Genomic DNA, 26,818 nt, shown 5'->3' on the forward strand with positions numbered 1-26,818 from the left:
ACCCGATGATAAAGGCGCAGCCGGGCAACCTTCATCCGAAGAACGTCGCGGTCGTCGCCACGAACCGGTCCGCGTCATCGACCCATGGGAAGTGGCCTGCTTCTGGTTGAACCACGAACTCCGCCTTCGGGAACAACCCCGCGAACTCGGCCACGGCGCTCGGGGGTGTGTTCAGGTCGAGCTCGCCGGCAAGCAGCAGCACCGGCGCGTTGAACGCGGCGAGTGCCGCACGCGTGGCCTCCGGGTCGAACGCGCCCTCGGCGCGGAAGGAGGCGGCGGCTTCGAGGTTCTGATGGCCGTCCTGGGCCGCTTGGTAGGCCTGTGCCGCCGCATCCCATCGGCTGTAGTAGAAGGGGGCGATGGCCTGCCGGCCGTCGTCGGTGACCTTGCCGGCCATAATGGCTTCAAGGGCCGCGAAGGCCTCTGCGAACCACGGTTCGCCCTTGCGGAGGCGTGCGATTTCCACCCGGGACTCCGCGGTGACCGTGATGCCGACGCCGAACGGGCTCGGAGTGATCAGAGCCAGCTTGCCGACACGTTCCGGATGCCGGGCGGCATAGAGCACCGCGAGGTTCGTGCCGGCGGAGTGCCCGAGCAGGTCAAGCCGATCAAGACCGAGGTGCTCTCGCAGCGCCTCGACATCGTCGACCTGCCGATCACAACGATAGGAGCCGGTGTCCTCCGGTGCCGCGGACTGCCCGGTGCCACGTGGATCCAGCATGATCAACTGCCGATGAGCCGACAGGCCGCCGAGTTCACCCAGGTAAACGGAGTCCTGCATCGGCCCGCCCGGCAGGCAGATCACCGGGGTGCCTGCTCCGAACACGTGGTAGGCGAGGTTGGTTCCATTGTGTGCGAAGAAGGCAGGCATGGCGAAGACCATGTCACCGGCATCCGGCCAAGGCAACCGATTATCCGCGCCGCCGGGGAGGCCGTTCCGGACAGGCCCGGTGACCGTCGAGGCGCCGCTCATGACGACCGTGACCTTGCCCGGCGTCAGGGGCAGCGTGTGCCACGCGGCGACCTTGCCCGGCGTCGGGGGCAGCGTGGGCCATGCGGCGACCTTGCCCGGCGTCGGGGGTAGCGTGGGCCACGTGGCGTACGCCCATCCGGTGCGCCCATGGTTGGGCGCTTCGGAGATCTCCGCGTCGCCCATGGGCCCATACCGGGATCTCCTGAGCATTCGCCCAGGCGCGCTGGGGGATCCGTGGTCTCGGGCTTGCGGCCCGCGGCGCCGGCGTGCACGTGGGTCGGCTCCTGGGAGTCCGGAGGGCGAGATCGAGGCCGTGCCGGCCGAGCGTCGACGTGCTGCCTCCTGACCACCGCGACTCCTCGTCGCCGAGTACCAGGTTGTCGGTGGGGCATGGCATGCTGCCAGGCATGGCGGGAAGCGATCCAGCACCTGTGACCTTGGTCCTCGGCGACGAGGAGTTGCTGGCCGAGCGGGCCGTGAGCGGCGTCGTGGCGGCGGCGCGGGCCGCGGATTCGGGCGTCGAGGTGCACGACCTCATGGGCAGCAAGGTGACGCCGGGGGAGCTGACGCAGTTGACCTCGCCGTCGTTGTTCGGCGATCGGTCCGTGGTGGTGATCCGGTCGGCGCAGGATCTGCCCAAGGACGTCATCAACGAGATCGTGACCTATGCCAAGCAGCCGTCGGACGACACCGTGCTCGTGCTGGCGCACCCGGGCGGGGTGAAGGGCAAAGCGCTGGTCGACGGCGTGAAGAAGGCCGGGGCCGCGGTGATCACGATCAACAAGGTCACCAAGGCGGGGTAGCGGCTGGACTTCATCAAAGGGGAGTTCAAACGGGCGGGAAGAAACGTTTCGGGGGATGCCGTCCAGGCGTTGCTCGACGCGGTCGGCAACGATCTGCGGGAGCTGGCGGCGGCGTGCAGCCAGCTGGCGTTCGACACCGAGGACAAGACGATCAGTGCGGCGGCCGTGGCGCGCTATCACAAGGGGCGGGCCGAGGTCACCGGGTTCAATGTCGCCGACTCGGCGATCGAGGGGCGGCTGGGCGACGCCCTGGAGCAATTGCGGTGGGCGCTCGGCACCGGGGTTGCTCCTGTGTTGCTGGTGAGTGCGCTGGCCGGTGGGTTGCGGTCGTTGGCCAAGGTGGGGAGTGCGCCGCGTAACCTCCGCGGTGGGCAGCTGGCCGGCCATGTCGGGATGCCGCCGTGGAAGGTGGATCGGGTGAGGCGGCAGCTGAACGGGTGGGGGCCGGACGGGTTGTCGCGGGCCATTCAGGCGGTGGCCGAGGCGGACGAGCAGGTCAAGGGCGGGGGAGCGGATCCGGCGTACGCGCTGGAGCATACGGTGCAGGTCATCGTGGCCAGCCGCACGGGAAGGTAAGGCTCGCGGCAGTGCCGGCGGACAACTCCTGTTGGAAGCCGGCCGCGATCTCCTCCACCGGGCCGCACTCCCGAACGACCGCCAGCTCCGCCTCCAGCCGCTCGAGACCGCTTCGTTTCCAGGCGAGCGCCGCGTCGAGCAGGCCGTCGCGGGCCTCGGCGAGGAGATCGCGCTTGGGCTGTCGCGGACCCTGCAGTGCGTGGCTCAGGCGAGCCACGTAGTCGTCGATGACGCCGGCATCGGTCACGGGGTTCGCTCCGTCCTGGCACGCCGCAGCCCGAGGAACTCGAGCCCGGCGTACACCGCGACCACCACCGCCCCGGCCAGCGTGAACTCCATCCCGAATCCGGTGAGCGGCATCACTCGCGCGACCATCAGGAGCGCGAGTGCGGCGCACGACAGCGTGTTGCCCGCGATGACCAGCACGACGTATCGCACGGGAATGCGGGGATAGCCGGCGATCAGGCCTAGGGCGGCGGCCCCGCCGAGCATGGCCACGCCAGAACGGGACACCATGGCCAGGTTCGGCGCTCCGGCCGACGTGACACTCTCGGAGCTGGCGATCGAGTTGTTCTATCCGCTCGACGACTTCACCACCAACGCCCTACGTGCCCTCGCTGCCGGCGTCAATGCCCCACCGGGCCTCAACGGAGCCGGCCGCGCTGGTTGATCAGCGGGCGACGGTGCCCGTTCTCGACGTCCAGGTGGCGTCCGAGCGCAAGGGCCTAGAGGTCAGGCCAGCGCCGCCTCGTGGACGACGCCGTCACTGATCTCCAGTACGCGGTCGGCCAGCGTGATCAAGCTAGGATCGTGCGTGGTGACCAGGGCTGTGACGCCCTCGCTCCGTACGAGGGCACGCAGCAGCTCCATGATCTGCCGCCCGGTCTGCGAGTCCAGCTGCCCCGTGGGCTCGTCGGCCACGAGCAGGCGCGGCCGGTTCGCCAGCGACCTGGCGATCGCCACCCGCTGCCGCTGCCCGCCCGACAGCTCGTACGGCCGCTGGTTGGCGTGCTGTTCCAGCCCCACCAGGGCGAGCAGCATGCGGACGCGGGCCTCGCGTTCCTCCGCCGGCAGCCGTACGAGCCGCATCGGGACCCCCACGTTCTCGGCGGCCGACAGGACGGGGATCAGGCCGAACGACTGGAACACGAAACCCACCACGTCCCTGCGCAGCTCCAGCAGCGCCTCCTCCGACATCGCCGTGACGTCGCGTCCCGCCACGGTGACCCGGCCCGCGTCCGGGCGGTCCAGGCCGCCGATCTGGTTGAGGAGCGTGGTCTTGCCCGAGCCGGAGCGGCCCCTGACCGCGATCAGTTCCCCAGGAAAGATCGAGAACGAGACGTCGCGCAGCGCCACGACCTCCTTCGGGCCGGTGCCATAGACCTTGCGCAGCCCCTCCACCACGACCAGGGGCGAATCAGTCACTTGACGGCTCCTCTCGGGACGGCCAGACGCCGATGTGGTCGGATTCGAGCTCCAGGCGCACGCGGCGCTCCATGTTGAGCGCGCTCATGAAGTCGCGCGGGAGCTGCAGTCGCCCCACGCGGTCGAGCACGGCGTACTCCTCGGCGATGATCTGCCCCTCGGCGCTCTCGCGCCGCAACGTCTCGCTGCTGGTACGCCCGTCGCGGATGCCCACGGTCCGGTCCACCTGCTCCGACACCAGCGGATCGTGCGTCACGATGACCACGGTCACGCCCAGCTCCCTGTTGGCCGTCCGCAGCGCGGCGAAGACCTGCTCCGATGTCTCGCTGTCCAGCTCGCCCGTCGGCTCGTCGGCGAGGACGAGCTGCGGGGAGTTGGCGATGGCGACGGCGATGGCGACACGCTGCTGCTCGCCGCCCGACATGTCGGAGACTTTCCGGGTGGCGCAGGAGGCCACGCCCAGCAGCTCCAACAGCTCCATGGCCCGGCCCTTCCTCGTGGCGCCGGCCAGCTTCATCGGCAGCTCGACGTTCTCCCGGGCGTTCAGGTAGGGCAGGAGGTTGCGCGCCGTCTGCTGCCAGATGAAACCGACGACGGAACGCCGGTACCGCAGGCGGTCTCGGGGGGTCATCGACAGCAGGTCCATGCCCCCGACCCTGGCCACCCCGGCCGTCGGCACGTCCAGCCCGGACAGCACGTTCAGCAGCGTCGACTTGCCCGATCCCGACGCGCCGACGATGGCGACCAGCTCGCCCTTGTCGATCACGAGGTCCAGGCCCTGCAACGCGACGACCTCGACGCCCTCGGTCTTGTAAATGCGGACGAGGTTGTCGCACACGATGTGCGCGTCGCCGCCGAACGCGGCCTTATTGCGTGCGTCGGTCGCCCGGGCTTCCAGCTCCGAAAGAGTTGGGTTCACGACAAATCCCCTCTCGGGTTGTTCGTCCGGGTCATGACTGGTCTCCCACGCGGAGGACCGCACCGAGGTCGCGGTGACGGCCGAGTGCGGTGTGGGCGTACGCGCCGAGCGCCGCGGCCACGGCCAGCCCGCCCGCCAGCACCCCGGCCATGACCAGATCAGGCGAGTAGCCGCTGACCTGCAGATCTCCGGCGTACGCGGACAGGTCGACACCGGGCCCGAGCGCGATCGGCAACCCAAGCCCCAGCCCGAGCCCCACCAGCGCGGTGACGAGGACCATCGGAAGCACCTCCAGCACGGTCAGCCGCCGCGCCTGCCGATCCGACAGCCCGAGTGTACGCAGGAACGACACCGCCCTGGCTCGCTCCGCGGCCCCCACGAGCAGCGACAGGACGACGGCCACCAGCGCGTACAGCCCCAGCGCCACCGTCACCACGACCAGCGTGGAGCGGACGATGCCGGTGAGCGGATCTTCCCGGATGGCGGCCAGCGCCCGCTTCTGCGAATCCACGGTCGCCGCCGGGACCAGCCGCGCCAGCTCGGCTCGCGAGACGTCGCCCTTGATCAGCAACGTGTTCGCCTGGGGCCGTGGCAGCACGGTCATGGGCATGACGAGGAACTTCCCGCTGGACCAGAACCCGGGGACCGAGTCGATCACACCCTGAGGGGTCACCCGCGGCCGCGACAACCACCCGATCTCGAACGCGCCTCTCCCCTTTAGCGCGGGCGAGACCAGCGCGGAGGTGCCGCCGGACAGCGGCGGCACACTGATGGGTGTGCCTGCGATGAGCCGCCGCCACTGCGCCACGTCCACCGCGATGGCCGCGGCGTACTCGGGGGCGTCCGCGAGCTGCACTTGCCCCGTCTGCGCCATCACCACCTGCTCCACGCCGTCCGTCGCGCGCACCTTCTCGATGACGGAGGCGGGAATCTCCCCGACCGACGTCACCTTGATCGGCGCGCCTACCTGCTGCCAGGACGCCCGTACCTGCGTGCTCGCGATCTCGTTGGAGATCATCGTCGCGAACACGGACACCGCCAGCGCCGGCAGCAGGACCAGCACCGGCAGCCCGCTGGCCGAGCGTGCCCTGGCCGCCCTGGTGAGCCCCAGGAACGGCACGGCGGCACGGCCCCGTGCGGCCAGCCGGACGAGCAGTCGCAGCGGGTACGGGTAGCACCGCAACGTGATCAGCGCGGCCGCGAGCGTCAGCGCGACCGGCACGAACAGCAGAAGCGGGTCCTGGGACAGCCCGCGCGCCCGCAGCAGGTACGCCCCCACCAGCGCCAGCCCCACGACCAGCACCTCCAGCGTGACCCGGCGGACAGAAGGCCGGGCGTCGGCCACGTCGTCGCGCCGCTCGTGCAGCGGCGTGCGGTGCGCGACCGACACCCGCACCGCCGCGAACGCCACCGCCGTGACCACCACGACCGCCGGACCCACGTGCACGACGGCGAGCACCGGCCCGGGCACCAGGAAGGACAGGGCGTACCCGGCCAGGGCCGCGGGCGCCACGGCGAGCGCGGTCATGGCCGCCCCGGCGCCCGCCACCTGCCGCAGCGATCCACCCCGTGCCCGCGCCAGCGCGAACGTGTGCTCCATCCGGTCGGTCAGCAACCGCACACCCAGCACGATCACGCCGAGCGCGACCGTGAGCAGACCTCCGAGCGCCAGGTAGAGCACCGTCTGCGCGGCGGCCAGCGCCGCGCTGAAGTCGTCGAGCAGCTTGGGCAGCCCGGTGTCCAGGCGGTGCGGGTTGTTGCTCACCTCCTGGACCTTCACCAGCCGCCCCAGCTCGGCGACCGCCGCGTCGAGGTCCGGGACGTCCAGCGCACTCGCGGCCCGCCCGTCGAGGGGAAGGACCCAACGGTACGTCAGGTGGCGGGCCGCGCCGCTGAGCGCGGTCAGTCCCGCGTCGGACATCAGCGTCGTGAGGTGGAGCTCCTCGTCCATCCCGCCCGGCGGCCGCTGCTTGGAGACGTGCAGGATGTCGAGGTCGTGGCTCCAGTAGCGGTCGCCCGGGTTCTTGGCCTTGAAGATGCCGACGATCTTCACGGCGACGTAGTCGCTCTCGCCCAACATCTTGATCTGGCCGACGCCGAGGCCCATCTCACGCACGGCCTCGTCCACGACGCCCACCTCGATGAGGGGGATCGTCTCGCCCTCGTGGCGCGTCGTGGACGTCGGGCCGGGCATCCGGCCCTGCACCCAATCCACCCGCCGGTCGGCGTCCGAGAGCCAGCCGAGGTTGATGTAGGTCCCCCCGCCGGTCCCGGTGACGGGCGTGCGGCTGGTCTTGGCGCTCATGTGACCGTCGGGCGTGATCAGCGGCCGCAGCGCCGCGGGGACGGAGTGCTGCCAATGACGGTAGAGGGATTCGAACTGGGCGCGTTCGCGCAGATCCTCGACGGGCTCCGAGGCCACCGTCAGATCGGTCTGCACGGCGGGCGCGGTGGTCAGCGCCCGGCGCAGCGCCTCGTCGAACGACGCCTGCGTCGCCCGGGGCAGCCCGGCGACGAGCAGGCAGGCGACCGCCGTCAGCGCGACGAGTACGGCCAGCGTGCCCGCGTGCGCCCGGACCGGCAGCGGGAACCTCACGCGTCCTCCAAGACTTGCCCGCGCCGCAGGTGTCGTGCCAGCCCGGCGACGATCGTGATCAGCACCCCGGCCATCAGCACCAGCATCGCGGCCGTGGCCGCCCATGGAATGTCGAGCAGCACGCCCGGCGTCACCGCCGACGCCTGCCCGGTCAGCACGATGTGCGGCACCACCAGCGTTCCGACGGCCACGGCGAGCCCGGTGCCGGCCGCCAGCGACAGCCCGATGACGAACGCCTGTTCCACGGCAAGCAGGCCGAGCACCTGCCGGGAACTGGTCCCGAGCGCCCGCAGGACGGCGAACTCCGCCCTCCGCTCCCGCGCCGCGACCGCCGCGTTCACCAGGAATCCGAGCGTCGCGAACCCCAGAGCCGCGGCGAACCCCAGCATCAGTGCCCCTTGCAGCCCGCTGGCCAGCGGGTCGTCCTGCAGCGTGGCGGCCAGCTCGCGCCGGTCGACCACGGTCACGTCCCATTCGGGGCTCCCGCGAAGCGCCGCTCGCGCCGGCGCGGTGTCGGCGGCGGCGAGCCACCATTCGGTGACGGGCCTGGGCAACTGCGCCGCGGCCAGCTCGTGAGCCTGCAGCGACTCCAAGTCGGCGAGCACGGCCTTCTGCCCGGCCGCGGCGGTCGGCATGCTCGCCACGACACCCACCACCTTGATCGGCAGGACGCGGCCGGCGATGCTGATCCGCCCGCTCTGCCCGGTCCCCAGCTTGAGCGTGGCGGCCAGGTCGGCGGTGAGCACCACCGGCAGCGGCCCGAGCTCCCGCAGCGGCCCGAAGGCGAGCACGCCGGGCAGTGTGCCGGACTCGGGCACGTTGGGCAGTGTGCCGGACTCGGGCACGTTGGGCAGTGTGCCGGACTCGGGCACGTTGGGCAGTGTGCCGGACTCGGGCACGTTGGGCAGTGTGCCGGACTCGGGCACGTTGGGCAGAGTGCCGGAGGGCGGGGGCACCGCCACGTCCCGGCCGTCCACGCTCAGGCCGTCCAGCCTCAGCGTTGCCGGAGTGCCGGCGACGAGGCCGCGCAGCGACAGCGGGTAGGTGATCTTCCCGGACTGTCCGCCCAGCGACCGCAGGTCGAGGTCGATCCGGTTCTCGCCACTCCGCAGCACGCCGAGCGACAGGTCCCGCCAGACGCCCAGCGCGTCGGACAGCACCAGCCGCACCGGCACCTCGGCGTCCGCCTCGACCCTCACGGTGAGCGTGCGAGGTCGTCCGGGAAGGTCCAGCTTGCCCGCCTGGTGCCCGGCCAGGGACCGGGACATCTCCGCGACCGTCTGCGCTGAAAGGTCAGGACGCAGCCGGAACAGGTCGCCCAGTTCGGCCGCGTCGAGCCCGAGCATCAGCGCCGTCTCGCCGCTCACCTCACTCTGCCCGCGAAAGACGGGAGAGATCGCGGTGACGCCGGGCAGCGTGCTGAACGCCGTGCCCCGCCCGAGCGAGCCCAGCTCTATCCCGTCCGGCGGTCCCGACAGCCGCAGGTCCGCCCCCGCCTGGTGGCGGGCCTGGTCCAGCTGCGAGGCCCGCCAGGTGGCGGCGGTGGTCATGGAGAGGATGCCGATCGCGATCGCCATGGTGAGCAGCAGCGCGGGACCGCCGTACCTGAGCGGCCGCCTGCTGACCTGCCACGCTCCCAGCGCCGGAGCGAGCGAGGGCCGCCGGGCGGTCAGCCGCTCGGCCAGCCTCGACACACGCGGCACCAGCCGCAGCCCGAGCATGCCGCCCGCGAGCAACGCCAGCGCGGGGCCGGAGATGATGAGCGGGTCGATGCCGAGCCCGCCCGCCGCCGTCGCGGTGACCGGCGCGCCGTAGCGCTGCAGTTGCCAGATCGCCAGCGCGGCGACCGCGAGCAGGCCCAGGTCGGCGCCCGCCCGCTCGATCAGCCCGCGCACGCCGCCGCGGCCGCGCGCCGACAGCTCCTCCACGTACGTGCGCCGCGCGCCCGCCAGGGCCGGCAGCATCAGCAGCACGGCCGAGGCCAGAGCCACGCCGAACGACACGAGGAACGTGCCGAGATCGGCCGACGGCGCCAGGCGCACCCCCGTGGCCCTGATCCAAGACAGCTGGTTGACCAGCGAGAGCAGCAGCGGACCGAGGAACGGAGCGATGACCGCGCACGGCAGCGCCACCAGCAGCGCCTCGCCCCAGGCCAGCGCGGCCAGTCGGATCGTGCCCGCGCCACGCGAGCGCAGCAGCGCCACCTCCATGCGGCGGTGGTCGGCCAGCAGCCGCGCGGTGAGCATCAGCGCGTACGCGGCCAGCAACAGCAGCTGCAGCACCGGGATCAGCATGGTGGAGCGGGCCACCAGGGACGCGGTATCGAGCTGGGTGAGGACTTCCGGCAGCCGGCTGGTGACCACGCAGCTCACACACCCGGCGGCCGTCAGCCGCTCGCCCACCTGGCCCACCGCGTCCGCCAATGGGCGCAGCCGCTCGGGCGTCAGCGCGCTGAGGTCGGGCTCCGCCGTCCAGATGGTCCGGACGCTGGTCGCGAAGCGCGCCACGAACGTCTCCCGCGCCACCATCAGCGGCCCGTAGGTGGTGAAGTCGCCGCGCTCGACGCCCCTGCTCAGCAACTGCTCGCCCGCCCAGCGCTCGCCCGACGAGTCGCGGAGCTGGAAGACGCCGACGATGCGGACCGTGACCGGGCGCGGGTCGAGCCGGCCCTTCGTGACGATCTCCTTGCCGACCTCGAATCCGGTGGCCGAGGACACCGGCAGTGAGATCGCCGCCTCGATCGTCGAACCGCCGTCGTGCGGCCAGCTGCCGGAGATCAGCTCGGCATGCCGGTCGAGCCCGTCGTAGCTGCCGAATCTGAGCAGCTCGGGCCGTTCCTTGCCGTCCTGGCCCGGCATGACGTACGAGTCGGAGCGGAAGCTGGTCGTGATGGCCGGGACCGCGCCGTACGCCCGGGCGAGCTCGTCGCGCACCGCCCGGTCGTACGCGGGAAAGGTCTCTGCGGTGACCTGGGCTCTGATGGTGGCGGCCGTCTGCCGGTACGAGGCCGTCTCCATGGTCCGGCGGACACCGGCGTCGGCGATGGACGAGGCGTACATGGTCAGCGCGACCAGCGTGGTGGTCGCCAGCAGGATCGACCCGAACGCGGCCAGAAGGAGCAACGGCTCGCTGAACGCCCTTTTGACGATCAATGGCCCCCGCATGCGTCCCATTCAACGGGTGCCGCGGTCAGGGCCGAAAGGCGATCACCGCAACGGTGACGCAGCCGGTATGCCCATGTGATATCGAAACTGTGACAAAGACGCACACAAAACAAGAACGCCGCACCCGTACGCGGGTGCGGCGTTTCTCTGTCAGGTCTTACTTGGCGGCCAGCGCCGCGGCCTGCTTGGCGATCGCCGACTTGCGGTTGGCGGCCTGGTTCTTGTGAATGACGCCCTTGCTGACGGCCTTGTCGAGCTGACGGGCGGCGGCCTTCTGCAGCGCCGCGGCCTGCGCGACGTCGCCCTGCTCGGCGGCCTCGCGGAACTTGCGGACGGCCGTCTTCAGAGACGACTTGACCGCCTTGTTGCGCAGACGAGCCTTCTCGTTCTGCTTGTTGCGCTTGATCTGGGACTTGATGTTCGCCACGAAGAAGCCTCGGTGAAGGTCTGGGTGATGGATGGGGCGCGCGGGCTCGAGAGAGGGCGCGCCACACGCAGTTGAACAGGATACCAATAACCTGGGGGGCTGCTCAAATCAACGCCAGCGTGTCATGTACTCTCGCCAGTCCTCTTCCGTGGCGGCGAAGTCCACGTAGAGGGCGAGGCCGAAGCGCTCGCGGCGGCCGTACTCGGACAGCGCCAGCCTAGCGCCCTCGGCGGCCATCGCGACGCTCTCGGCCGCGTCGGCCCAGGCAAGCCCGTGATCGTGATAGGCCGGGGCGCCGATGAGCACCAGCTTGTCGTCGGGGACCAGGTCCAGAGCCAGCTCGGCCTGGCGGGCCACGTAGCCGCCGTAGAGGGACTGAAGAGGGGTGAAGGAGTCGTAGGTCATGATGGCGACCTGGTCGACGCGGCTCACGACCTGCTGGAAGTAGCCGTGGGACCAGAATTTGTCGTGGCTCAGGATCGCTCTGGCGGTCAGGCGCATCCCGGGGTACGGCTCGAGCTGCGGGACCGACGTGGACAGGAGCTTCGTGTGCTGCCTGGTGCGCTCCAGCAGGTCGAGGAACTCGGTGTCGTCGTCGCCGATGGGCTCGAAGTTGTAGTGGATGCCGTCGTAGCCCTGTTTCATGATGGCGGCGACGCCGGCCAGGACGTTCTGGCGGGACTTGGGGTCATCGAGGTCGAGGCCGTTCTTGACGGCCTGGCCGAGCCAGGCGGAGACGCGGACGGCTGGAAGGTGCTTACGCATCCATTTCACGAAATTTCCGGCGTTGGGGTATTTAGAGGGTTTTAGGGTGCCGTCCCATTCGAAAGGGCCAGAGTGGACGTACACATCCTTGACGCCGGTGGCGCGCAGCCGTACCGCCAACTGTTCGACATCAGGCTCCGTGCGGCGGCCGTCCACCCACATGTGGCCCAGCCAGAGGGCGTCGTTGCCAGTGCTCTTCGCCCATGCCGCCGGGGCACCGGTAAACTGGACGCGGAGCGCGGCGGCGAGGAGGCCGGCCAGCGCGACCACGACGGCCACGGCTAGCGCGAGCAGGCGTAGGCCGCGGCGGATGACGGTTCGGGCAATCACCCGGGCATGTCACCATAGAAGACTGCTTGCCCTCAACCTTGTCGAAACGGACTTCGGTGCGCACTCAGCCTGGCCAGACCGACCCCGCGTTGATCCGCAACTTCTGCATCATCGCGCATATCGACCATGGCAAGTCGACGCTTGCCGACCGGATGCTGCAGATCACCGGCGTGGTCGACGACCGCTCCATGCGCGCGCAATACCTCGACAGGATGGACATCGAGCGGGAGCGCGGCATCACGATCAAGTCGCAGGCCGTGCGGCTGCCGTGGGACGGCCACGTGCTCAACATGATCGACACTCCGGGGCACGTGGACTTCACCTACGAGGTGTCCCGTTCCCTGCAGGCGTGCGAGGGCGCGATCCTGCTGGTCGACGCGGCTCAGGGCATCGAGGCGCAGACGCTGGCCAACCTCTATCTGGCCATGAACGCCGACCTGCACATCATCCCGGTCCTCAACAAGATCGACCTGCCCGCGGCGCAGCCGGAGAAGTTCGCCGAGGAGCTGGCCGGGCTGATCGGCTGCGACCCGTCCGACGTGCTCAGAGTCTCCGGCAAGACCGGCGAGGGCGTGCGCGAGCTGCTCGATCACGTGGTCCAGACGGTCCCCGGGCCGGTCGGCAACGCCGACACGGCCGCCCGGGCGCTGATCTTCGACTCGGTCTACGACACCTACCGAGGCGTGGTGACCTACGTCCGGGTCATCGACGGGCACCTCGGCAAGCGCGAGCGCATCCTCATGATGTCCACCATGGCCACCCACGAGACGCTGGAGATCGGCGTCATCTCGCCCGAGCCCAAGGTCTCCGAGCGGGGCCTCGGTGTCGGCGAGGTGGGCTACCTCATCACCGGCGTGAAGGACGTGCGCCAGTCGCGGGTCGGTGACACCGTCACCTCGGCGGCCAAGCCGGCCGGTGAGATGCTGGCCGGTTACGAGCACCCGAAGCCGATGGTGTTCTCCGGGCTCTATCCGATCGACGGCGACGAATATCCCGAGCTGCGCGAGGCGCTCGACAAGCTCCAGCTCAACGACGCCGCGCTCGTCTACGAGCCGGAGACCTCGGCCGCGCTCGGGTTCGGCTTCCGTGTCGGCTTCCTCGGGCTGCTGCACATGGAGATCGTGCGTGAGCGGCTGGAGCGCGAGTTCGGGCTGTCGCTGATCTCGACCGCGCCCAACGTGGTCTACCGCGTGGTCATGGAGGACGGCAAGGAGCTCACGGTCACCAACCCGTCGGAGTTCCCGACGGGCGGCAAGATCGCGCAGGTCTTCGAGCCGGTCACCAAGTCCACGATCCTGGCGCCCGCCGAGTTCATCGGCGCGATCATGGAGATCTGCCAGGGGCGGCGCGGGCAGCTGCTCGGCATGGACTACCTGTCGGAGGACCGGGTCGAGATCCGCTACACGCTGCCGCTCGGCGAGATCATCTTCGACTTCTTCGACCAGCTCAAGTCGCGCACCCGGGGTTACGCCTCGCTCGACTACGAGCCGGCGGGGGAGCAGGAGGCCGACCTGGTCAAGGTCGACATCCTGCTGCAGGGCGAGCCCGTCGACGCCTTCAGCGCGATCGTGCACAAGGACAAGGCCTACACCTACGGCGTGGACATGGCGAAGAAGCTGCGCGAGCTGATCCCGCGGCAGCAGTTCGAGGTGCCGATCCAGGCCGCCATCGGGGCCAGGGTCATCGCCCGCGAGAACATCCGCGCCATCCGCAAGGACGTCCTCGCCAAGTGCTACGGCGGTGACATCTCCCGTAAGCGCAAGCTGCTGGAGAAGCAGAAGGAAGGCAAGAAGCGGATGAAGATGGTCGGCCGGGTCGAGGTGCCCCAGGAGGCCTTCGTCGCCGCGCTGTCCACCGACTCCAGCGTCGACAAGGCCAAGAAGTAACGTTCAGCGGGGCCGTCATCGCCCATCGAGCGGCAGCGATTGCCTCTCGATCGCCACGGCTACCCTGAAAGCATGGAAGTGGTGCAAACGGCGCGGATGCTGCTATCTCGCGTCACAGCCGACGACCTGCCGGCCGTGCACGAGCTTCACTGCGATCCGCGTACGAGCGTGTACAACCCCTCCGGTCCGTCTCCTGATCTGGAGTCCAGCCGGGCCATGCTGGATCTCTGGCTGGCCGACTGGGACGAGCGCGGGCTCGGGTACTGGGCGGCGCGGCTGCTGGGGGAGCCGGAGGTGATCGGCTTCGGCGGGCTGCGCCGCGCCCTCGTGGACGGGGACGAGGTGTTGAACCTTTACTACCGATTCCGGCCGTCGGCTTGGGGGCATGGGTACGCGCTGGAGCTGGCCGAGGCGGCGCTGCGGGTCGGCAAAGGGCTCGGGACGGTGGTGGCGGTGATCCGCGACACCAACGCGCCGTCACGGAGGGTGGCGGAGCGTGCCGGCATGCGGAGGGACCGCACGATCCCGTACGGGGGAGTGCCGAGCGACGTGTACGTCGCCTGACCGGGTTTGACGTACGGCGCCTGTGCCGGGTTTCGATGGGTGCGTCGGCCGGGCGGGCCTTCAGCGCCCCGTTCGCCACACGTAACCCACCAGCACCGCCGCGCCGGCCACCGCTTGGGCCGCCAGCAACGCGCCGGGCTCGGGTGTCGGAAACGCCAGCGCGATCAGGGCGGGCAGGCACCCGGCCACCGCCACGTCCACGCCTGTGGCCGCCCACAACACCGGGCCGAGCGGGATCGCGCCACCCGCGGTCTCGATGACGGGAAGCGAGTGATCGACCGGACTCCGCCGGGCCATCCGCAAGGCTCCAGCGGCCAGCGCGGGAGCCGCCAGCGGTCCGAACAACCACCACACATCGACGTCCGCCACCGCATCGCTCACGACGGCGCCGGCCGCCCCGGGGGCCATCGCCGTGGCGGTCAGGGACAGGGCGGCCAGGGCCAGGGCCGTCCATGCGCCGCTCAGCAGGGCCGGTAGCGCCGCGCGGGCTGCCAAGGCCCGGCGGCGGCCGACGCCGAGGAGCCGGGCCAGTGCCGGGTTGTCGCCGTCCCGGCGCGTGCCGGACACGCTGGACGCCGCCACCGCGAGCCCGCCCGCCAGGACGGCCGCTCCGAGCGCCGCTGGGGCGAAACCTGCCTGGGCGAGGACGGCGGGCATCGCGGCGGTGGCCAGGATGGCGGCCAGTCTGCCCCGTCTCCGGGCCAGGCGGCGCCAGTCCTGCCAGGCCAGCGCGAAAGGCGCGGGCAGTGACGGCCACCGCCTCGAGCCGAGCTTCCTGGCTCGCCAGTAGTTGTCCTCGGCGATCCAGGTGAACGCACCAGGGTCCACGCCGACGGCCGCGCTCGCCACGTGTCCCGCCCGGGTCGAGGCCGCCATGACGGCGCGGGCGGGGATCCTGCCGAGCGCCGCCCACGCCTGGCGTACGAGCAGGCCCGAGATCACGGCGGCGCCGGCGGCCGCGGCGGCCACCGCCTGGAGGGGCGCACCGGCGGCGATGGCCGGCACGGTGCGGAGTTGCCCGCTGACGGCCACCACCGCCAGCACCAACAGCGCCACCATCGCAGCGGTCAGCCAGACCTGCCACGACTGGGACGCCTGCGCCAGCACCGCCAGCGCCATCCCGCCCACGCTCGCGAAAACGCCCAGCGTCAGCGCGCCGAGCAACCGCCACACGAGCTGGTCGGGCGCGCCCAGCACCGCCAGCATGCCCAGCCCGAGCACCGCCCCCGCGACGACCGACGCCATGAGGAGCGCCCGTCCGGTACGTCCCAGCAGGTGCCGCCGGTCGAGCGGCGAGAGCAACAACCAGGACGCGTCCGGACCCGGCAACATCACCGGCCCCACCGCCCGCGCCGTGCCCAGGAGCGCGGCCACCGCCAGCGCGATCAACGCGACCCCGGCCCCCATCCGGGCGGGATCTCCGGGCCCGGCCAGCCCCGCCAGCACGTCGGAGAGCGGCTCGCCGGCCACGGCGAGGAACACCGCGACGCAGAACGCCGTGACATACCGATCGCCGGCGCTGGAGCGGGTCCGGCCGCGTGACCGCACGAAGGCCCGCACCGACCGCACGCTGACGCCGGACTCCGTCATCCCGCTCATGCGGTCACCGCGCTCCCGTCCGTCGCCCCGTTCATCCGGTCACCGCACCGATGTCCGTCGCCCCGTTCATCCGGTCACCGAGCCCATGTTCGTGGTCCTGCTCATGCGGTCACCCCCGTCGGCGAGACCTCCCGGGCGCGGGCGGCCAGGCCTTGGTCGTGGGTGGCCATGACCACGGTGCCGCCCTCGTCCGCGTACGCGTCCAGCAGGTCGGCCAGCCGGCCGCGGAAGGCGGCGTCCAGGCCGCGTTCCGGCTCGTCGAGCAGGAGCAACGTGCTCGGCCTGAGCAGTGCGGCGGCAAGCGAGAGCCGCTGCCGCTGACCGGTCGACAGGTTCAGCGGCGCCGCGTCGGCCCGCTCCACCAGGGCGAACACCTCCAGTGCCGCCTCGACCGTCATCCGCGTCCGGGGATGCACGGCCGCCATCAGCTCCAGATGCTCCCGCGTGGTCAGCCCCGGGTACCAGGCCGGCTCATCGCCCAGCAGCGCGACCCGGCGCCAGAAGGGGCCGTCGTCGACCGGCGGCTCCCCGAACACCCGCACCTCGCCGAAGGTGGCGGGCTGGAGCCCGGCCAGGCAGCGCAGCAGGGTCGACTTGCCCGACCCGTTCGGGCCCACCACCGCGACGATCTCGCCGGCGGCCACGGTGAGGCCAAGGCCGCGCAGCACGGGATTGCCGCCCAGTTCGACCGTGAGCTCGGCAACGCTGATGATCGAGTCGTACACCGTTCGAGCGTAACCAGTCCAACCGTTGCCCGCGCGATTCTGTCGGTGGCGCCGTCTAGCGTCTCTTCCCGAACACCTGTGCGACTGGAGGGTGACGTGATTGCTTCTGAGCGTTTCGAGCGTGCCGCGGTGCTGGGGGTTGCTGTGGCCGAGGAGACCAGGCGGCTGCTGAGGCGGCACCTGGACGGGACCGGAGGGGAGGGGGCCGGAGGGGAGCGGGCCAGCACGGTGGTGGTCGATGTGCCCTACCCGGACGCCGCGGTCGTCACCGCACTGCTGGACGTGGCGGCCGAGTGTTTCGGCGAGCGGGGCGACTCGATCGAGGAGATCCGGCAGGCGGCGCTGGAGACCCTGTTACAACTGGCCGGATTCGACGCCGAGTCCCAGCTCAACAGGGGCGAGCTGGGCGGCAGGTAAAGGGTTCGCCGATCGAAGGGCCGCTCGGTTACCGTCGGATATGCGCATTCTCTCCGTCAACGTGGGCACAACGGTTGAGGCTGAGTGGGCCGGGAAACTGGGACGCACGGCCATCGACAAGCACGCTGTCACAGACCGCGTCGAGGTGCTCGCCAACGGGCTGGCCGGCGACGAGCGGGCCGACAAGAAGCACCACGGCTCGCCCGGCCACGCCGTCTACGCCTACGCCAGGGAGGACTACGACTGGTGGGAGGCGGAGCTGGGGCGGGAGTTGCGTGACGGGCGATTCGGCGAAAACCTCACCACCGCCGGCCTCGACGTCAACGGTGCCGTGATCGGCGAGCGGTGGCGGGTCGGCAGCGCCGTGCTCGAGGTGACCGGCCCCAGGGTGCCCTGCGTGGTGTTCCGCAACTGGATGGACGAGCCCGGCTGGGTCAAGCGGTTCACCGGCGCGGCGCGGCCGGGGGCCTACCTGAGGGTGGCCGAGCTCGGCGAGCTGGGCGCCGGCGACGAGGTGGAGATCGTCTCGCGTCCCGGGATCGGGGTGACGGTGGCCGACTGGTTCCGGGCCCGCCACGGGGACAAGGACGTGCTCCGCCGCATTCTTGCCGTTCCCGGACATGACAGCTGATGGGACGAGATGGCGGAGAAGGTGCTGGCCGGGTAGAGGGCCCCTACCCGGCCAGGGTCGTCAGCGCAGGACCGAGTACAACGCCGACGTGAGTGAGGCGCGCGCGTCGTCCTGGTCGATTGACCACATCATCGACCCGCCGAGCCCCTTGAGCCGGATGTACGCCGCCTTCTGCACCATCATCGCCGGATCGTCGTACGACCAGAACTCGTTCCCGTCGTAGAGCCACATCGCCCCGGTGCGCAGGTCCCGGTACCTCTTGCCGGGCTTGTTCACCAAGTCCTTGTAGTCCTCGCTGCCCGGGGCCCACTTGCCGGGGGCGGGGCCGGTGGCGGGCTTGTAGAGGCCGTCGCCGCCGCCGGTGACGCCGGTCCAGCCCTGGCCGTAGGCGGGCACCCCCACCACGATCTTGCGTGCGGGCGCCCCGCGCGACAGGTAGTCGCGAACGGTCTGGTCGACGCTGTACTTCACCGGGTTCGGATCCCGCCGGTCGGTGAACAGGTTGCCGTTGTGCCCGGTCTGCGGCTCCCAGGTGCCATGGAGGTCGTACCCCTGGATGGTGGCGAAGTCGAGCTTGCTGAAGACGCGCCGTACCTCGAAGCCGGCGTCGATCTTGGCCGCGGCGGCCGGCAGGAAGGCGGTCAGCTGCGCGGCGCTCGAGTAGGCCTTGAGCTGTGAGCGCAGCTCCTCAACGAACAATGTGAAGTTCTGCTTGTCCTCGGGCCGGATGATGTTCCCCTCGGCCCCTGAGGACCCCGGCCACTCCCAGTCCAGGTCGATCCCGTCGAACACGCCGGCCCCCGCGCCCGGCTCCAGCCCCGGCAGGTCGCCGCGCAGCCACAGGTCGATGCAGGAGCGGGCGAGCTTGGCGCGCGACTCGGCGGTGAGCACGGCGTCGGAGAAGTACTTGGAGCCGGTCCAGCCGCCCAGCGAGATCAGCGCCTTGAGCCCCGGGTGCTTGGCCTTGAGCTTGCGGAGCTGGTTGAAGTTGCCGTTCAGGGCCTGTCCCGGCGCGTCGGCCACGCCGTCCACGCTCTGCTCGGCCGGCACCGGCCGCTGCCAGTCCGCCCACGGGTCGGCCGAGTAGCAGGCGCCCTCGGCGTTGACGAACCCGAACGCGTAGTTGAGGTGCGTGAGCTTGGCGGCCGCGCCCGTGGTGTCCACGTCCTTGACGTGGAAGTTGCGGCCGTAGATGCCCCATTGGATGAAGTACGCGACCCGCTTGTAACCGGTGTGGGCCTCGGCGGGCACGGAGACCGCCGAGAGGCCCAGCAAGAGCGAGAGCGTGATCAGGACCTTCTTCTTCACCGAGCGTCTCCTGAAAGCCTCACTAATAGGAAACTTTCCTAATAAGTTGAGGCGATCGTAGAGCGCTTCCATCAGGGCGTCAATGGATACCTGATCGCTGCTGACCCGGACGGGCTGCTCCCGTTGCATGCCTGTCTGGCGCACACCTCGGCGAAGGCGTGAGGCATGGGCAAGCGCCCCAGCGGGGAAGAACTGCGGGCCAACGCGGCGCCGTTCACCGTGCTGCTCGCGCGTGCGCGCGGATTCGCGATCGGATGCGACTGTCTGAGCGTGACGTCGAGGTCGAGACCGCCGCGGGCTGTCATCTGGGCGGCCATGCCCACGCGGATCTGGCCGGGCCGGGGCGATGACCCGCACCTCGGAGGATCACTACCAGCTGGCACTGCGATGCCTGCACGACCAATGCGCCGGCCTGCGCCGGGCCATCGCCACGATCGGCAAGCGGCTGGCGGTGGCGTGTGGCGAGCGCAAGGGAAGTCTTGATCGGTGAGACGCCAGTGGGACGCGACGGTGCTTGTGAGCGGCTTGGAGCACTCCTAACGGCCCGGCAAACTGGAGTACGTGCCATCCACCCTGCCTGACGGCGATCCCGCGCCCACCTCGGGCGAGCTGCCCGAGAGCGCCCTGAGCGGCCTCGGCGAGCGTCCGTTCGGCTTCTACGTCCACGTGCCGTTCTGCGTGACCCGCTGCGGCTACTGCGACTTCAACACCTACACCGCCGCCGAGCTGGGCCCCGGCGCCTCGCACCGGGACTACGCGGACACGGTCGTCGAGGAGGTGCGCTTCGCGCGACGCGTCCTGGGGGACGCCGAGCTGCCGGTGGAGACGGTGTTCTTCGGCGGCGGCACGCCCACCCTGCTGCCTCCCGAGGACCTGGCCAGGATCCTGGCGGCGATCGACTCCGAGTTCGGGCTGCGGCCGGGGGCCGAGGTCACCACGGAGGCCAACCCCGAGTCCGTGGACCCGCACTCACTGGACAAACTCCGCCACGGCGGGTTCAACCGGATCAGTTTCGGCATGCAGAGCGCTCGCGAGCACGTGCTCCAGGTCCTCGACCGCACGCACACGCCGGGCCGGCCGGCCGCGGCCGTGCGGGAGGCGAAGGAGGCAGGGTTCGAGCACGTCAACCTGGACCTGATCTACAGCACACCCGGAGAGTCCGACGACGACTGGCGGGCCTCGGTGGCCGCGGCTGTCGAGGCCGGGCCCGACCACGTGTCGGCGTACTCGCTGATCGTCGAGGAGGGCACCAGGCTCGCCGCCAGGATCAGGCGCGGCGAGTTGCCGATGCCCGACGACGACGTGGCCGCCGACCGCTACCTGATCGCCGACCAGATGCTGGCCGAGGCCGGTTTCCGCTGGTACGAGGTGTCCAACTGGGCCACGTCCGACGAGGCGCGGTGCCGGCACAACCTGCTCTACTGGACCGGCGGCGACTGGTGGGCGGCCGGTCCTGGGGCGCACAGCCACGTCGGCGGCACACGCTGGTGGAACGTCAAGCACCCGGCCGCCTACGCGCAGCGACTGGCCGCGCACGCCTCGCCCGCGCACGCCCGCGAGGTGCTCGGCGACGAGGCCCGCGCCGACGAGCGGCTCATGCTGGAGCTGCGCCTGTCGTCCGGCTATCCGCTCGCGGAGGTGGCGCCGGACGCGCGTACGGCCGTGGCCGGCGCGCTCGCGCGTGGCCTGCTGGAGACCGAGCCGTTCAAGTCGGGCCTGATGGTGCTCACGCTACGAGGGCGCCTCCTGGCGGACGCCCTCGTCAGGGACCTGCTCGTCTAGGTGATCAGGCGGATGGCGAACGGGTAGCGGTAGCTCTGGCCCTTGTTCGTCGCCATGGCGGCCTGGATGTGGAAGATCAGGGACAGGATCCAGACCACCGGGAACAGGAGGGCGCCGATGAAGACGATCATCAGGATGCCCGAGATGACGTAGCCGATGAACATCGTGATCTGGAAGTTGAGCGCCTCGGCCGCCTGGTCCCTGACGTAGGGGGACTCGTCCTTCTTCATCAGGTAGATGATCAGTGGGCCGAGCCAGGAGGCGAGCAGGCCGAGCAGGTGCGCCAGCATGGCCATCGTGGTGTCGTCCGTGCCGGGGCGGGGGCCGAACCTGCCGGGGATGTACGGCTCGCCCGGGCCCTGGGCGGCGTAGCCGTAGGGCGGTTGTTGAGGCACGGGCCCGTAACCGGGCTGTGGTCCGTAACCGCCGGACTGCGGCTGACCGTAACCGGGCGGCTGCTGGCCATAACCGGGCTGCTGGCCATAACCGGGCTGGCCGTAGCTGGGGGGCTGGCCGTATCCCGGCTGCTGGCCGTATCCCGGCTGTGAGCCGGATTGCTGACCATAGCCGTAACCGGGCTCGGACCCGGGCTGCTGACCGTAGCCGTAACCGGGTTGGGATCCGGGCTGCTGGCCGTAACCGGGTTGGGGTCCGGGCTGCTGGCCGTAACCGGGTTGGGGTCCGGGCGGCTGTCCGTAACCGGGTTGGGATCCGGGCTGCTGGCCGTAGCCCGGCTGGGAGCCGGGCTCGCGGCCGTACCCATGGTCCGGTTGCTGCGGGCCGGAGCCCTGGTTCTGCGGGATGTCCGACGCGGACACCCGGCGGGTGGCGTCGTCATCGGGTGGCGGCGGTTGCGCCGGGTCCTGGCTCATGATGCCTCCGTTACGAAGTCGATCAGTTCTTCGACCCGGCCGAGCAACTCCGGCTCCAGGTCGGTGTAGGCCGAGACGGCGCCGAGGATGCGCCTCCAGGCCTCCGCGGGCTCCATGCGCCAGCCCAGGGCGGCGATCACGCCTTCCTTCCACGGCACCCCCCGCGGTACGTCCGGCCAGGCCGGGATGCGCAACACGGACGGCTTGACCGCCTGCCAGATGTCGACGAACGGATGCCCCACCACGAGCACTTCCGGCGAGGTGATCTCGGCGGCGATCCTGCTCTCCTTGGAGCCGGGCACGAGGTGGTCCACCAGCACCCCCAGCCTGCGCCCCGGCTCGGGACCGAACTCCGCCACGATGGCCGGCAGATCGTCCACGCCTTCCAGATATTCGACCACGACCCCTTCGACCCGCAGGTCATGGCCCCAGATCTTCTCGACGAGGGCGGCGTCGTGCACGCCCTCGACGTAGATCCGGCTCTCCCTGGCCACCCGTGCCCGCAGCCCCTCCACGGCGATGGAGCCCGACGCGCTGCGCCTGGGCCCGGTGGGAGCGGCCGTGGGCCGTACGAGGGTCACGGGCTTGCCGTCCAGCAGAAACGCGGCCGGCGCCAGCGGGAACAGCCGCCGCCTGCCGAACCGGTCCTCCAGCGTGACGGCCTCCTTGTCACAGGCCACCACCGCGCCGCAGAAGCCGCTGTCGGCGTCCTCCACGACGAGGTCCAGCTCGGCGGCCACCTTCGGGATCTTGCCCTTGCCCGGCCGTTGCCAATTGCCCGCCAGCACATCGCCCTCGTACACACGGGGACCGTAGCAAATCACCCGCCGACCGCAAGGCGCTTGCGCGCAGAGCTACGGCGCATCAGCACGACGATGGTGGCGATGATCGCGACGAGGATCCCCGCGCCGGGGATCAGGAACAGCGCGGCGGCCCCGCCGGCGATCCCGCCCGCGGCGGAGAGCACGGGCTTGCCCACGCCGTACTTGACGCCCGCCGTCTCCTGGTTGGTGCAGGTCAGCTGGTAGTCGCCCTTGCTCGGCGCGTTGATCACCAGGATCTGCTCCCAGACCACGCCGCCGGCCGTGACCGTCTGGCTGCCGCTGGTCTTGGCGAGCTTGGCCTGGCCGGAGCCGCCGGAGATCTGGCACTCGTAGTTGACCGCGGTGTTGGTGGCGACGTAGACGGCCGGCTTGTCGGCCGGGTCGACGGCCACCGTGATGCTCTCGCCGGGTGCGAACGTCTTGGTGGGGGCCACCCCGGACACGCCGCCGAGCACCCCGCCGACGAAGATGACGACGCCGACGATCCCGCAGACCACGGCCAGGCCCCAGGCCGCCGCGAGCCACCACAGGCTGGGCTTTATGGCTTTGGAATCGATTCGTGGGGGAAATTGGGGTTGTTGGCCGTATTGTCCGTACTGAGGTGGCGGGCCGTACTGGGCCGGCGGGATCCCGTACTGCTGTGGCGGGGGCGCGCCGTACTGTGACGGCGGGCCCCAGCCGGGCTGAGAGCCGGGTTGCCGGCCGTAGCCGGGCTGGGAGCCCGGTTGGGGTCCGTAGCCTGGCTGGGAACCTGGTTGGGGTCCGTAGCCGGGCTGGGAACCTGACTGGGGACCGTAGCCCGGCTGAGGCGATTGGGGCTGACCGCGGTAGGGGTCCGGGCCTGGAGGCGGTCCGTACTGCGGCGGCTGAGAATTGTCCGACATGTCGGCAAGTGTGAGCCCTGTCGCTTGTAAGGCGCTAGCAACAGGATGGGAGCCGGTGTTATCGCACCTTGTGGGCGAGAGCCGTACACTTGGCACTCGGGAACACAGAGTGCTAGACACTTCGTTCCTGAGAGCAGAGGGCAGGAGGTGAGCACGTGCTCGACGATCGAAAATTGGCGGTGCTCCGCGCCATAGTCGAAGACTACGTGTCCACCAACGAACCGGTGGGCTCCAAGGCGCTGGCCGAGCGCCACAACCTGAAGGTCTCCCCGGCGACGGTCAGGAACGACATGGCCGCGCTGGAGGAGGAGGGCTACATCGCCCAGCCGCACACCAGCGCGGGCCGCGTGCCGACGGACAAGGGCTACCGCCTGTTCGTCGACCGGCTCTCGCAGATCAAGCCGCTGTCGGGGGCCGAGCGCAGGGCGATCGAGACGTTCCTCGCCGGCGCGGTGGACCTCGACGACGTGGTCACCCGCACGGTGCGGCTGCTCGCGCAGCTGACCAGGCAGGTGGCGGTCGTGCAATACCCGACGTTGACGCGCTCGACGGTCCGGCACGTGGAGCTGGTGCCGCTGAACGACCGGCGGGTCATGCTCGTCCTGATCACCAACACCGGCCGCGTCGAGCAGCGCGTGATCGAGCTGCCCGAGGTGGTGGAGGACACTCGCATCGCGCACCTGCGCGCGGTGCTCAACTCCTGCCTCGACGGATGCGGCCTGAGCAACGTGCCCGAGCTGGTCGCCGACCTGCCGGAGCGGCTGCCGGTGGAAGACCGGCCCGCGGTGGCGACGATCCTGTCGGTTCTGCTCGAGACCCTGGTGGAACGGCACGACGAGAAGATCGTGTTCGCCGGCGCGGCCAACCTCGCCGGCGCCGACTTCTCCACCGGCCTGCGTGACGTGCTGGAGGCGCTCGAGGAGCAGGTCGTGCTGATGCGGCTGCTCGGCGAGACGACTTCCGACACCCCGTCCGCACTCACCGTGCGGATCGGTTCGGAAAACCCCTACCTACGCGGCACATCCGTCGTCGCGACCGGATACGGTTCTGGCGACAACCAACTGGCCAGGCTCGGTGTGCTGGGCCCCACCAGGATGGACTATCCCGTGACGATGGGCGCCGTGCGTGCGGTGGCTCGCTACGTCAGCCAGATCCTGGCTGCATCATAAGAGGTCGATAAGTGGCAAACAGCGACTACTACGCCACCCTCGGGGTGCGCCGTGACGCCAGTCAGGACGAGATCAAGAAGGCGTACCGCCGGCTCGCGCGCGAGTTGCACCCCGACGTGAACCCGGACCCTGAGACCCAGGACCGGTTCAAGGAGATCACGCAGGCCTACGAGGTGCTGTCGGACCCGAGCAAGCGCCAGATGTACGACCTGGGCGGCGACCCCTTCGCCGGCGCGGGGGCAGGCGCGGGCGCCGGGGGCTTCGGCGCGGGCTTCCCGTTCAGCGACATCATGGACGCCTTCTTCGGCACGGCGGCCGGCGCGCGCGGGCCGCGCTCGCGGGCGCGCAGGGGCCGCAACGCCACCATCCGCGTGGAGCTCGACCTGCGCGAGACGGCGTTCGGCACCACCCGCGAGCTGGTCGTCGACACCGCCGTGCTCTGCGAGGTCTGCCACGGGGCCGGCGCCGCGCCGGGCACGCACCCCGACACGTGCGACATGTGCAGCGGGCGCGGCGAGATCTCCCAGGTCACCCGCTCGTTCCTGGGCCAGGTCATGACGTCGCGGCCGTGCCCTCAGTGCGGTGGCTTCGGCACGATCATCCGCCACCCCTGCCAGGAGTGCTCCGGCGACGGCCGGGTGCGGACCCGCCGTACGATCAAGGTCCGCATCCCCGCGGGCGTCGAGGACGGCACCCACATCCAGCTCGCCGGCGAGGGCGAGGTCGGCCCCGGCGGCGGCCCGCCCGGAGACCTGTTCCTGGAGATCGTCGAGCGGGCCCACGAGATCTTCGAACGGCGCGGTGACGACCTCCACTGCACGGTCCAGATTCCGATGACGGCCGCCGCGCTCGGCACCGTGCTCGTGGTCGAGACGCTCGACGGCTCCGAGGAGGTCGACGTCCGCCCCGGCACCCAGTCCGGCCAGGTCATCACCATGTACGGGCGGGGCGTGCAGCGGCTCAACGAGTCGGGCAGGGGGGACCTGCTGATCCACGTCAACGTCGAGACCCCGACCCGGCTCGACACCGCGCAGGAGGACCTGCTCAAGGAGCTGGCCAAGCAGCGGGGCGAGGAGCGGCCCCCGGGCAAGTTCGCGCCGGGGCAGCAGGGCTTCTTCTCGCGGCTGCGTGACGCGTTCAACGGCCGGTGACCGTACCCGTCTTCCTCTCCGAGGAGCTTGACGGGCCCGAGCTGACGCTCGGCGGCCCGGAGGGACGGCATGCGGCCGCGGTGCGCCGCCTGCGGGCCGGTGAGCGCGTCGACCTCACCGACGGAGCCGGCACGGTCGCCGAATGCGTCGTGCGCGAGGTGCTCAAGGACGCGCTCAGGCTCGACGTGCTGGCCCGCTACCGGGTCGATGCGCCCCAGCCCCGGCTCGTCGTCGTCCAGGGGCTGCCCAAGGGCGACCGGGGCGAGCTGGCGGTCGAGATGATGACCGAGGCGGGCGTGGACGTGATCGTGCCCTGGGCGGCCGCCCGCAGCATCACCCAGTGGAAGGGCGACAAGGTCGCCAAGGGGCTCGCCCGGTGGCGTTCGACCGCGCGCGAGGCGGGCAAGCAGGCACGCAGGTTCCATCTTCCCGAGGTCACCGAGCCCGCCACCACCGCGCGGGTCGAGGCGCTCCTGGCCGGCGCGGCTCTGGGGCTGGTGCTGCACGAGGAGGCGGCCGAGCCGCTCTCCGGCGTGGCGCTGCCCGCCGGCGGCGACGTCGTGATGGTCGTGGGGCCCGAAGGAGGCGTCTCCGAGGAGGAGCTGGCCAGGTTCCAGGCGGCCAAGGCCGTGCCCGTGCTGCTGGGTCCCACGGTCCTCCGGACGTCCACGGCAGGGGTGGCGGCGGCGGCCGTGCTACTGGCGCGTACCGGCCGCTGGTGACGCCTCAGGGGATCTGGTGGCCCGCAGCCGGCTCGTGACGTCTCAGGGCGTCTGAGAGGCGTCCAGGAGCGGGCTGGCCACGTCGGTGGGCCCGTCGGTCACGTCCTCGGGCGGGCACTCCTCCAGCGGGCACTCCGAAGGCTGCGTGGTCGGCTCCACGTCCGACGGCGTCGGCGTGGCGGAGGCCGTGGGGCAGTCCTCGGCCGTCTCGGCCTCGGACGGGCATGGCGTGGACGTGGGCTTGGGGGTCCGTGACGGCCTGCTGGTCGAGTTCGCCGTCTTGGCCGGACGCGGAGACGGGGACGG

General features: G+C 70.8%; 25 protein-coding genes and 2 pseudogenes. 11 read left to right on the plus strand and 16 right to left on the minus strand.

All coding sequences use genetic code 11. The features are described 5' to 3' along the window. Positions 1–31 precede the first annotated feature (31 nt). On the minus strand, positions 32–1,156 hold the full coding sequence (locus ETD86_RS21600) for an alpha/beta fold hydrolase (protein ID WP_246148063.1): 1,125 nt from the start codon (positions 1,154–1,156) through the stop codon (positions 32–34). Between the two features lie 212 nt (positions 1,157–1,368). Here ETD86_RS21600 and holA point away from each other — a divergent pair. Further along, positions 1,369–2,352, plus strand: a pseudogene (gene holA, locus ETD86_RS21605) (DNA polymerase III subunit delta). Here holA and ETD86_RS21610 read toward each other — a convergent pair. Both ETD86_RS21610 and ETD86_RS21615 read right to left on the minus strand, forming a co-directional pair. Then, positions 2,324–2,599, minus strand: coding sequence for a permease prefix domain 1-containing protein (locus ETD86_RS21610; protein ID WP_138667965.1), 276 nt, complete (start codon positions 2,597–2,599; stop codon positions 2,324–2,326). The pseudogene holA and the gene ETD86_RS21610 sit on opposite strands and share 29 nt — an antisense overlap. Then, positions 2,596–2,868 carry a hypothetical protein gene (locus ETD86_RS21615; protein WP_211370217.1) on the minus strand — a complete coding sequence of 91 codons (273 nt, stop codon included), beginning with the start codon at positions 2,866–2,868 and terminating at the stop codon, positions 2,596–2,598. The genes ETD86_RS21610 and ETD86_RS21615 overlap by 4 nt, the downstream gene beginning before the upstream one ends. On the opposite strand from ETD86_RS21615, the gene ETD86_RS21620 reads away from it, so the two are divergent. After that, positions 2,867–3,022, plus strand: coding sequence for a hypothetical protein (locus tag ETD86_RS21620; RefSeq protein ID WP_170223188.1), 156 nt, complete (start codon positions 2,867–2,869; stop codon positions 3,020–3,022). The genes ETD86_RS21615 and ETD86_RS21620 overlap by 2 nt on opposite strands. 62 nt (positions 3,023–3,084) lie before the next feature. On the opposite strand, the gene ETD86_RS21625 is transcribed toward ETD86_RS21620, so the two are convergent. From ETD86_RS21625 to ETD86_RS21650, 6 genes are all read right to left on the minus strand, one after another. Further along, positions 3,085–3,777: an ABC transporter ATP-binding protein gene (locus ETD86_RS21625; protein ID WP_138667967.1), complete on the minus strand. Its 693-nt coding sequence runs from the start codon at positions 3,775–3,777 to the stop codon at positions 3,085–3,087. Further along, the gene (locus tag ETD86_RS21630) at positions 3,770–4,696 is read right to left on the minus strand and encodes an ABC transporter ATP-binding protein (protein ID WP_138667968.1); all 927 of its coding nucleotides are present in this window, start codon (positions 4,694–4,696) and stop codon (positions 3,770–3,772) included. The genes ETD86_RS21625 and ETD86_RS21630 overlap by 8 nt, the downstream gene beginning before the upstream one ends. 31 nt (positions 4,697–4,727) lie before the next feature. Further along, positions 4,728–7,292 carry an FtsX-like permease family protein gene (locus tag ETD86_RS21635; RefSeq protein WP_138667969.1) on the minus strand — a complete coding sequence of 855 codons (2,565 nt, stop codon included), beginning with the start codon at positions 7,290–7,292 and terminating at the stop codon, positions 4,728–4,730. Continuing rightward, the gene (locus ETD86_RS21640; protein WP_138667970.1) at positions 7,289–10,456 is read right to left on the minus strand and encodes an ABC transporter permease; all 3,168 of its coding nucleotides are present in this window, start codon (positions 10,454–10,456) and stop codon (positions 7,289–7,291) included. Before ETD86_RS21640 ends, ETD86_RS21635 begins: the two co-directional genes overlap by 4 nt. 157 nt (positions 10,457–10,613) lie before the next feature. Beyond that, positions 10,614–10,883 carry a 30S ribosomal protein S20 gene (rpsT, locus tag ETD86_RS21645; RefSeq protein WP_138667971.1) on the minus strand — a complete coding sequence of 90 codons (270 nt, stop codon included), beginning with the start codon at positions 10,881–10,883 and terminating at the stop codon, positions 10,614–10,616. Between the two features lie 108 nt (positions 10,884–10,991). Further along, positions 10,992–11,978 (minus strand): glycoside hydrolase family 18 protein, encoded by a 987-nt coding sequence (locus ETD86_RS21650; protein ID WP_138667972.1) that lies wholly within the window; start codon positions 11,976–11,978, stop codon positions 10,992–10,994. A gap of 56 nt (positions 11,979–12,034) precedes the next feature. Here ETD86_RS21650 and lepA point away from each other — a divergent pair, with 56 nt between their 5' ends. Further along, positions 12,035–13,864 (plus strand): translation elongation factor 4, encoded by a 1,830-nt coding sequence (lepA, locus tag ETD86_RS21655; protein ID WP_138667973.1) that lies wholly within the window; start codon positions 12,035–12,037, stop codon positions 13,862–13,864. 72 nt (positions 13,865–13,936) lie between these two features. Further along, the gene (locus ETD86_RS21660) at positions 13,937–14,428 is read left to right on the plus strand and encodes a GNAT family N-acetyltransferase (RefSeq protein ID WP_246148064.1); all 492 of its coding nucleotides are present in this window, start codon (positions 13,937–13,939) and stop codon (positions 14,426–14,428) included. 60 nt (positions 14,429–14,488) lie between these two features. On the opposite strand, the gene ETD86_RS21665 is transcribed toward ETD86_RS21660, so the two are convergent. Beyond that, the gene (locus tag ETD86_RS21665) at positions 14,489–16,027 is read right to left on the minus strand and encodes a DUF6297 family protein (protein WP_138667974.1); all 1,539 of its coding nucleotides are present in this window, start codon (positions 16,025–16,027) and stop codon (positions 14,489–14,491) included. Between the two features lie 101 nt (positions 16,028–16,128). Continuing rightward, positions 16,129–16,752: a heme ABC exporter ATP-binding protein CcmA gene (gene ccmA / locus ETD86_RS21670; protein WP_138667975.1), complete on the minus strand. Its 624-nt coding sequence runs from the start codon at positions 16,750–16,752 to the stop codon at positions 16,129–16,131. A gap of 96 nt (positions 16,753–16,848) precedes the next feature. Between ccmA and ETD86_RS21675 the strand changes: the two genes are divergently transcribed. Beyond that, the gene (locus ETD86_RS21675; RefSeq protein ID WP_138667976.1) at positions 16,849–17,169 is read left to right on the plus strand and encodes a hypothetical protein; all 321 of its coding nucleotides are present in this window, start codon (positions 16,849–16,851) and stop codon (positions 17,167–17,169) included. Positions 17,170–17,209: 40 nt separating this feature from the next. Continuing rightward, entirely contained in the window at positions 17,210–17,800 is a 591-nt protein-coding gene (locus ETD86_RS21680; RefSeq protein ID WP_138667977.1) for an MOSC domain-containing protein, read from the plus strand. A gap of 60 nt (positions 17,801–17,860) precedes the next feature. Here ETD86_RS21680 and ETD86_RS21685 read toward each other — a convergent pair whose 3' ends face one another. Then, positions 17,861–19,108, minus strand: coding sequence for a glycoside hydrolase family 18 protein (locus ETD86_RS21685; protein ID WP_138667978.1), 1,248 nt, complete (start codon positions 19,106–19,108; stop codon positions 17,861–17,863). 346 nt (positions 19,109–19,454) lie between these two features. Here ETD86_RS21685 and ETD86_RS55315 point away from each other — a divergent pair, with 346 nt between their 5' ends. Both ETD86_RS55315 and hemW read left to right on the plus strand, forming a co-directional pair. Then, complete coding sequence (locus ETD86_RS55315; RefSeq protein ID WP_170223193.1) at positions 19,455–19,598, plus strand: hypothetical protein; 144 nt, start codon at positions 19,455–19,457, stop codon at positions 19,596–19,598. A gap of 71 nt (positions 19,599–19,669) precedes the next feature. Continuing rightward, the gene (hemW, locus tag ETD86_RS21690) at positions 19,670–20,890 is read left to right on the plus strand and encodes a radical SAM family heme chaperone HemW (protein WP_138667979.1); all 1,221 of its coding nucleotides are present in this window, start codon (positions 19,670–19,672) and stop codon (positions 20,888–20,890) included. Here hemW and ETD86_RS21695 read toward each other — a convergent pair. The 3 genes from ETD86_RS21695 to ETD86_RS21705 are packed head-to-tail and all read right to left on the minus strand — an operon-like array spanning position 20,887 to position 23,083. Then, complete coding sequence (locus ETD86_RS21695) at positions 20,887–21,762, minus strand: DUF4870 domain-containing protein (RefSeq protein WP_211370215.1); 876 nt, start codon at positions 21,760–21,762, stop codon at positions 20,887–20,889. The two genes, hemW and ETD86_RS21695, sit on opposite strands and share 4 nt — an antisense overlap. Beyond that, on the minus strand, positions 21,759–22,565 hold the full coding sequence (locus ETD86_RS21700) for a DUF3097 domain-containing protein (RefSeq protein ID WP_138667980.1): 807 nt from the start codon (positions 22,563–22,565) through the stop codon (positions 21,759–21,761). The genes ETD86_RS21695 and ETD86_RS21700 overlap by 4 nt, the downstream gene beginning before the upstream one ends. A 17-nt stretch (positions 22,566–22,582) precedes the next feature. Then, complete coding sequence (locus ETD86_RS21705) at positions 22,583–23,083, minus strand: hypothetical protein (RefSeq protein WP_246148065.1); 501 nt, start codon at positions 23,081–23,083, stop codon at positions 22,583–22,585. Between the two features lie 542 nt (positions 23,084–23,625). Between ETD86_RS21705 and hrcA the strand changes: the two genes are divergently transcribed. The 3 genes from hrcA to ETD86_RS21720 are packed head-to-tail and all read left to right on the plus strand — an operon-like array spanning position 23,626 to position 26,512. Next, positions 23,626–24,639 carry a heat-inducible transcriptional repressor HrcA gene (gene hrcA / locus ETD86_RS21710; RefSeq protein ID WP_138667981.1) on the plus strand — a complete coding sequence of 338 codons (1,014 nt, stop codon included), beginning with the start codon at positions 23,626–23,628 and terminating at the stop codon, positions 24,637–24,639. 11 nt (positions 24,640–24,650) lie between these two features. Continuing rightward, complete coding sequence (dnaJ, locus tag ETD86_RS21715) at positions 24,651–25,790, plus strand: molecular chaperone DnaJ (RefSeq protein ID WP_138667982.1); 1,140 nt, start codon at positions 24,651–24,653, stop codon at positions 25,788–25,790. Continuing rightward, positions 25,787–26,512, plus strand: a complete 726-nt coding sequence (locus ETD86_RS21720; RefSeq protein WP_138667983.1) for a 16S rRNA (uracil(1498)-N(3))-methyltransferase — start codon at positions 25,787–25,789, stop codon at positions 26,510–26,512. Before dnaJ ends, ETD86_RS21720 begins: the two co-directional genes overlap by 4 nt. Positions 26,513–26,554: 42 nt before the next feature. Here ETD86_RS21720 and ETD86_RS55320 read toward each other — a convergent pair. Further along, positions 26,555–26,818: pseudogene (locus ETD86_RS55320) on the minus strand (hypothetical protein); the annotation flags it as partial.

The organism is Nonomuraea turkmeniaca (assembly GCF_005889735.1).
Lineage (GTDB): Bacteria > Actinomycetota > Actinomycetes > Streptosporangiales > Streptosporangiaceae > Nonomuraea > Nonomuraea turkmeniaca.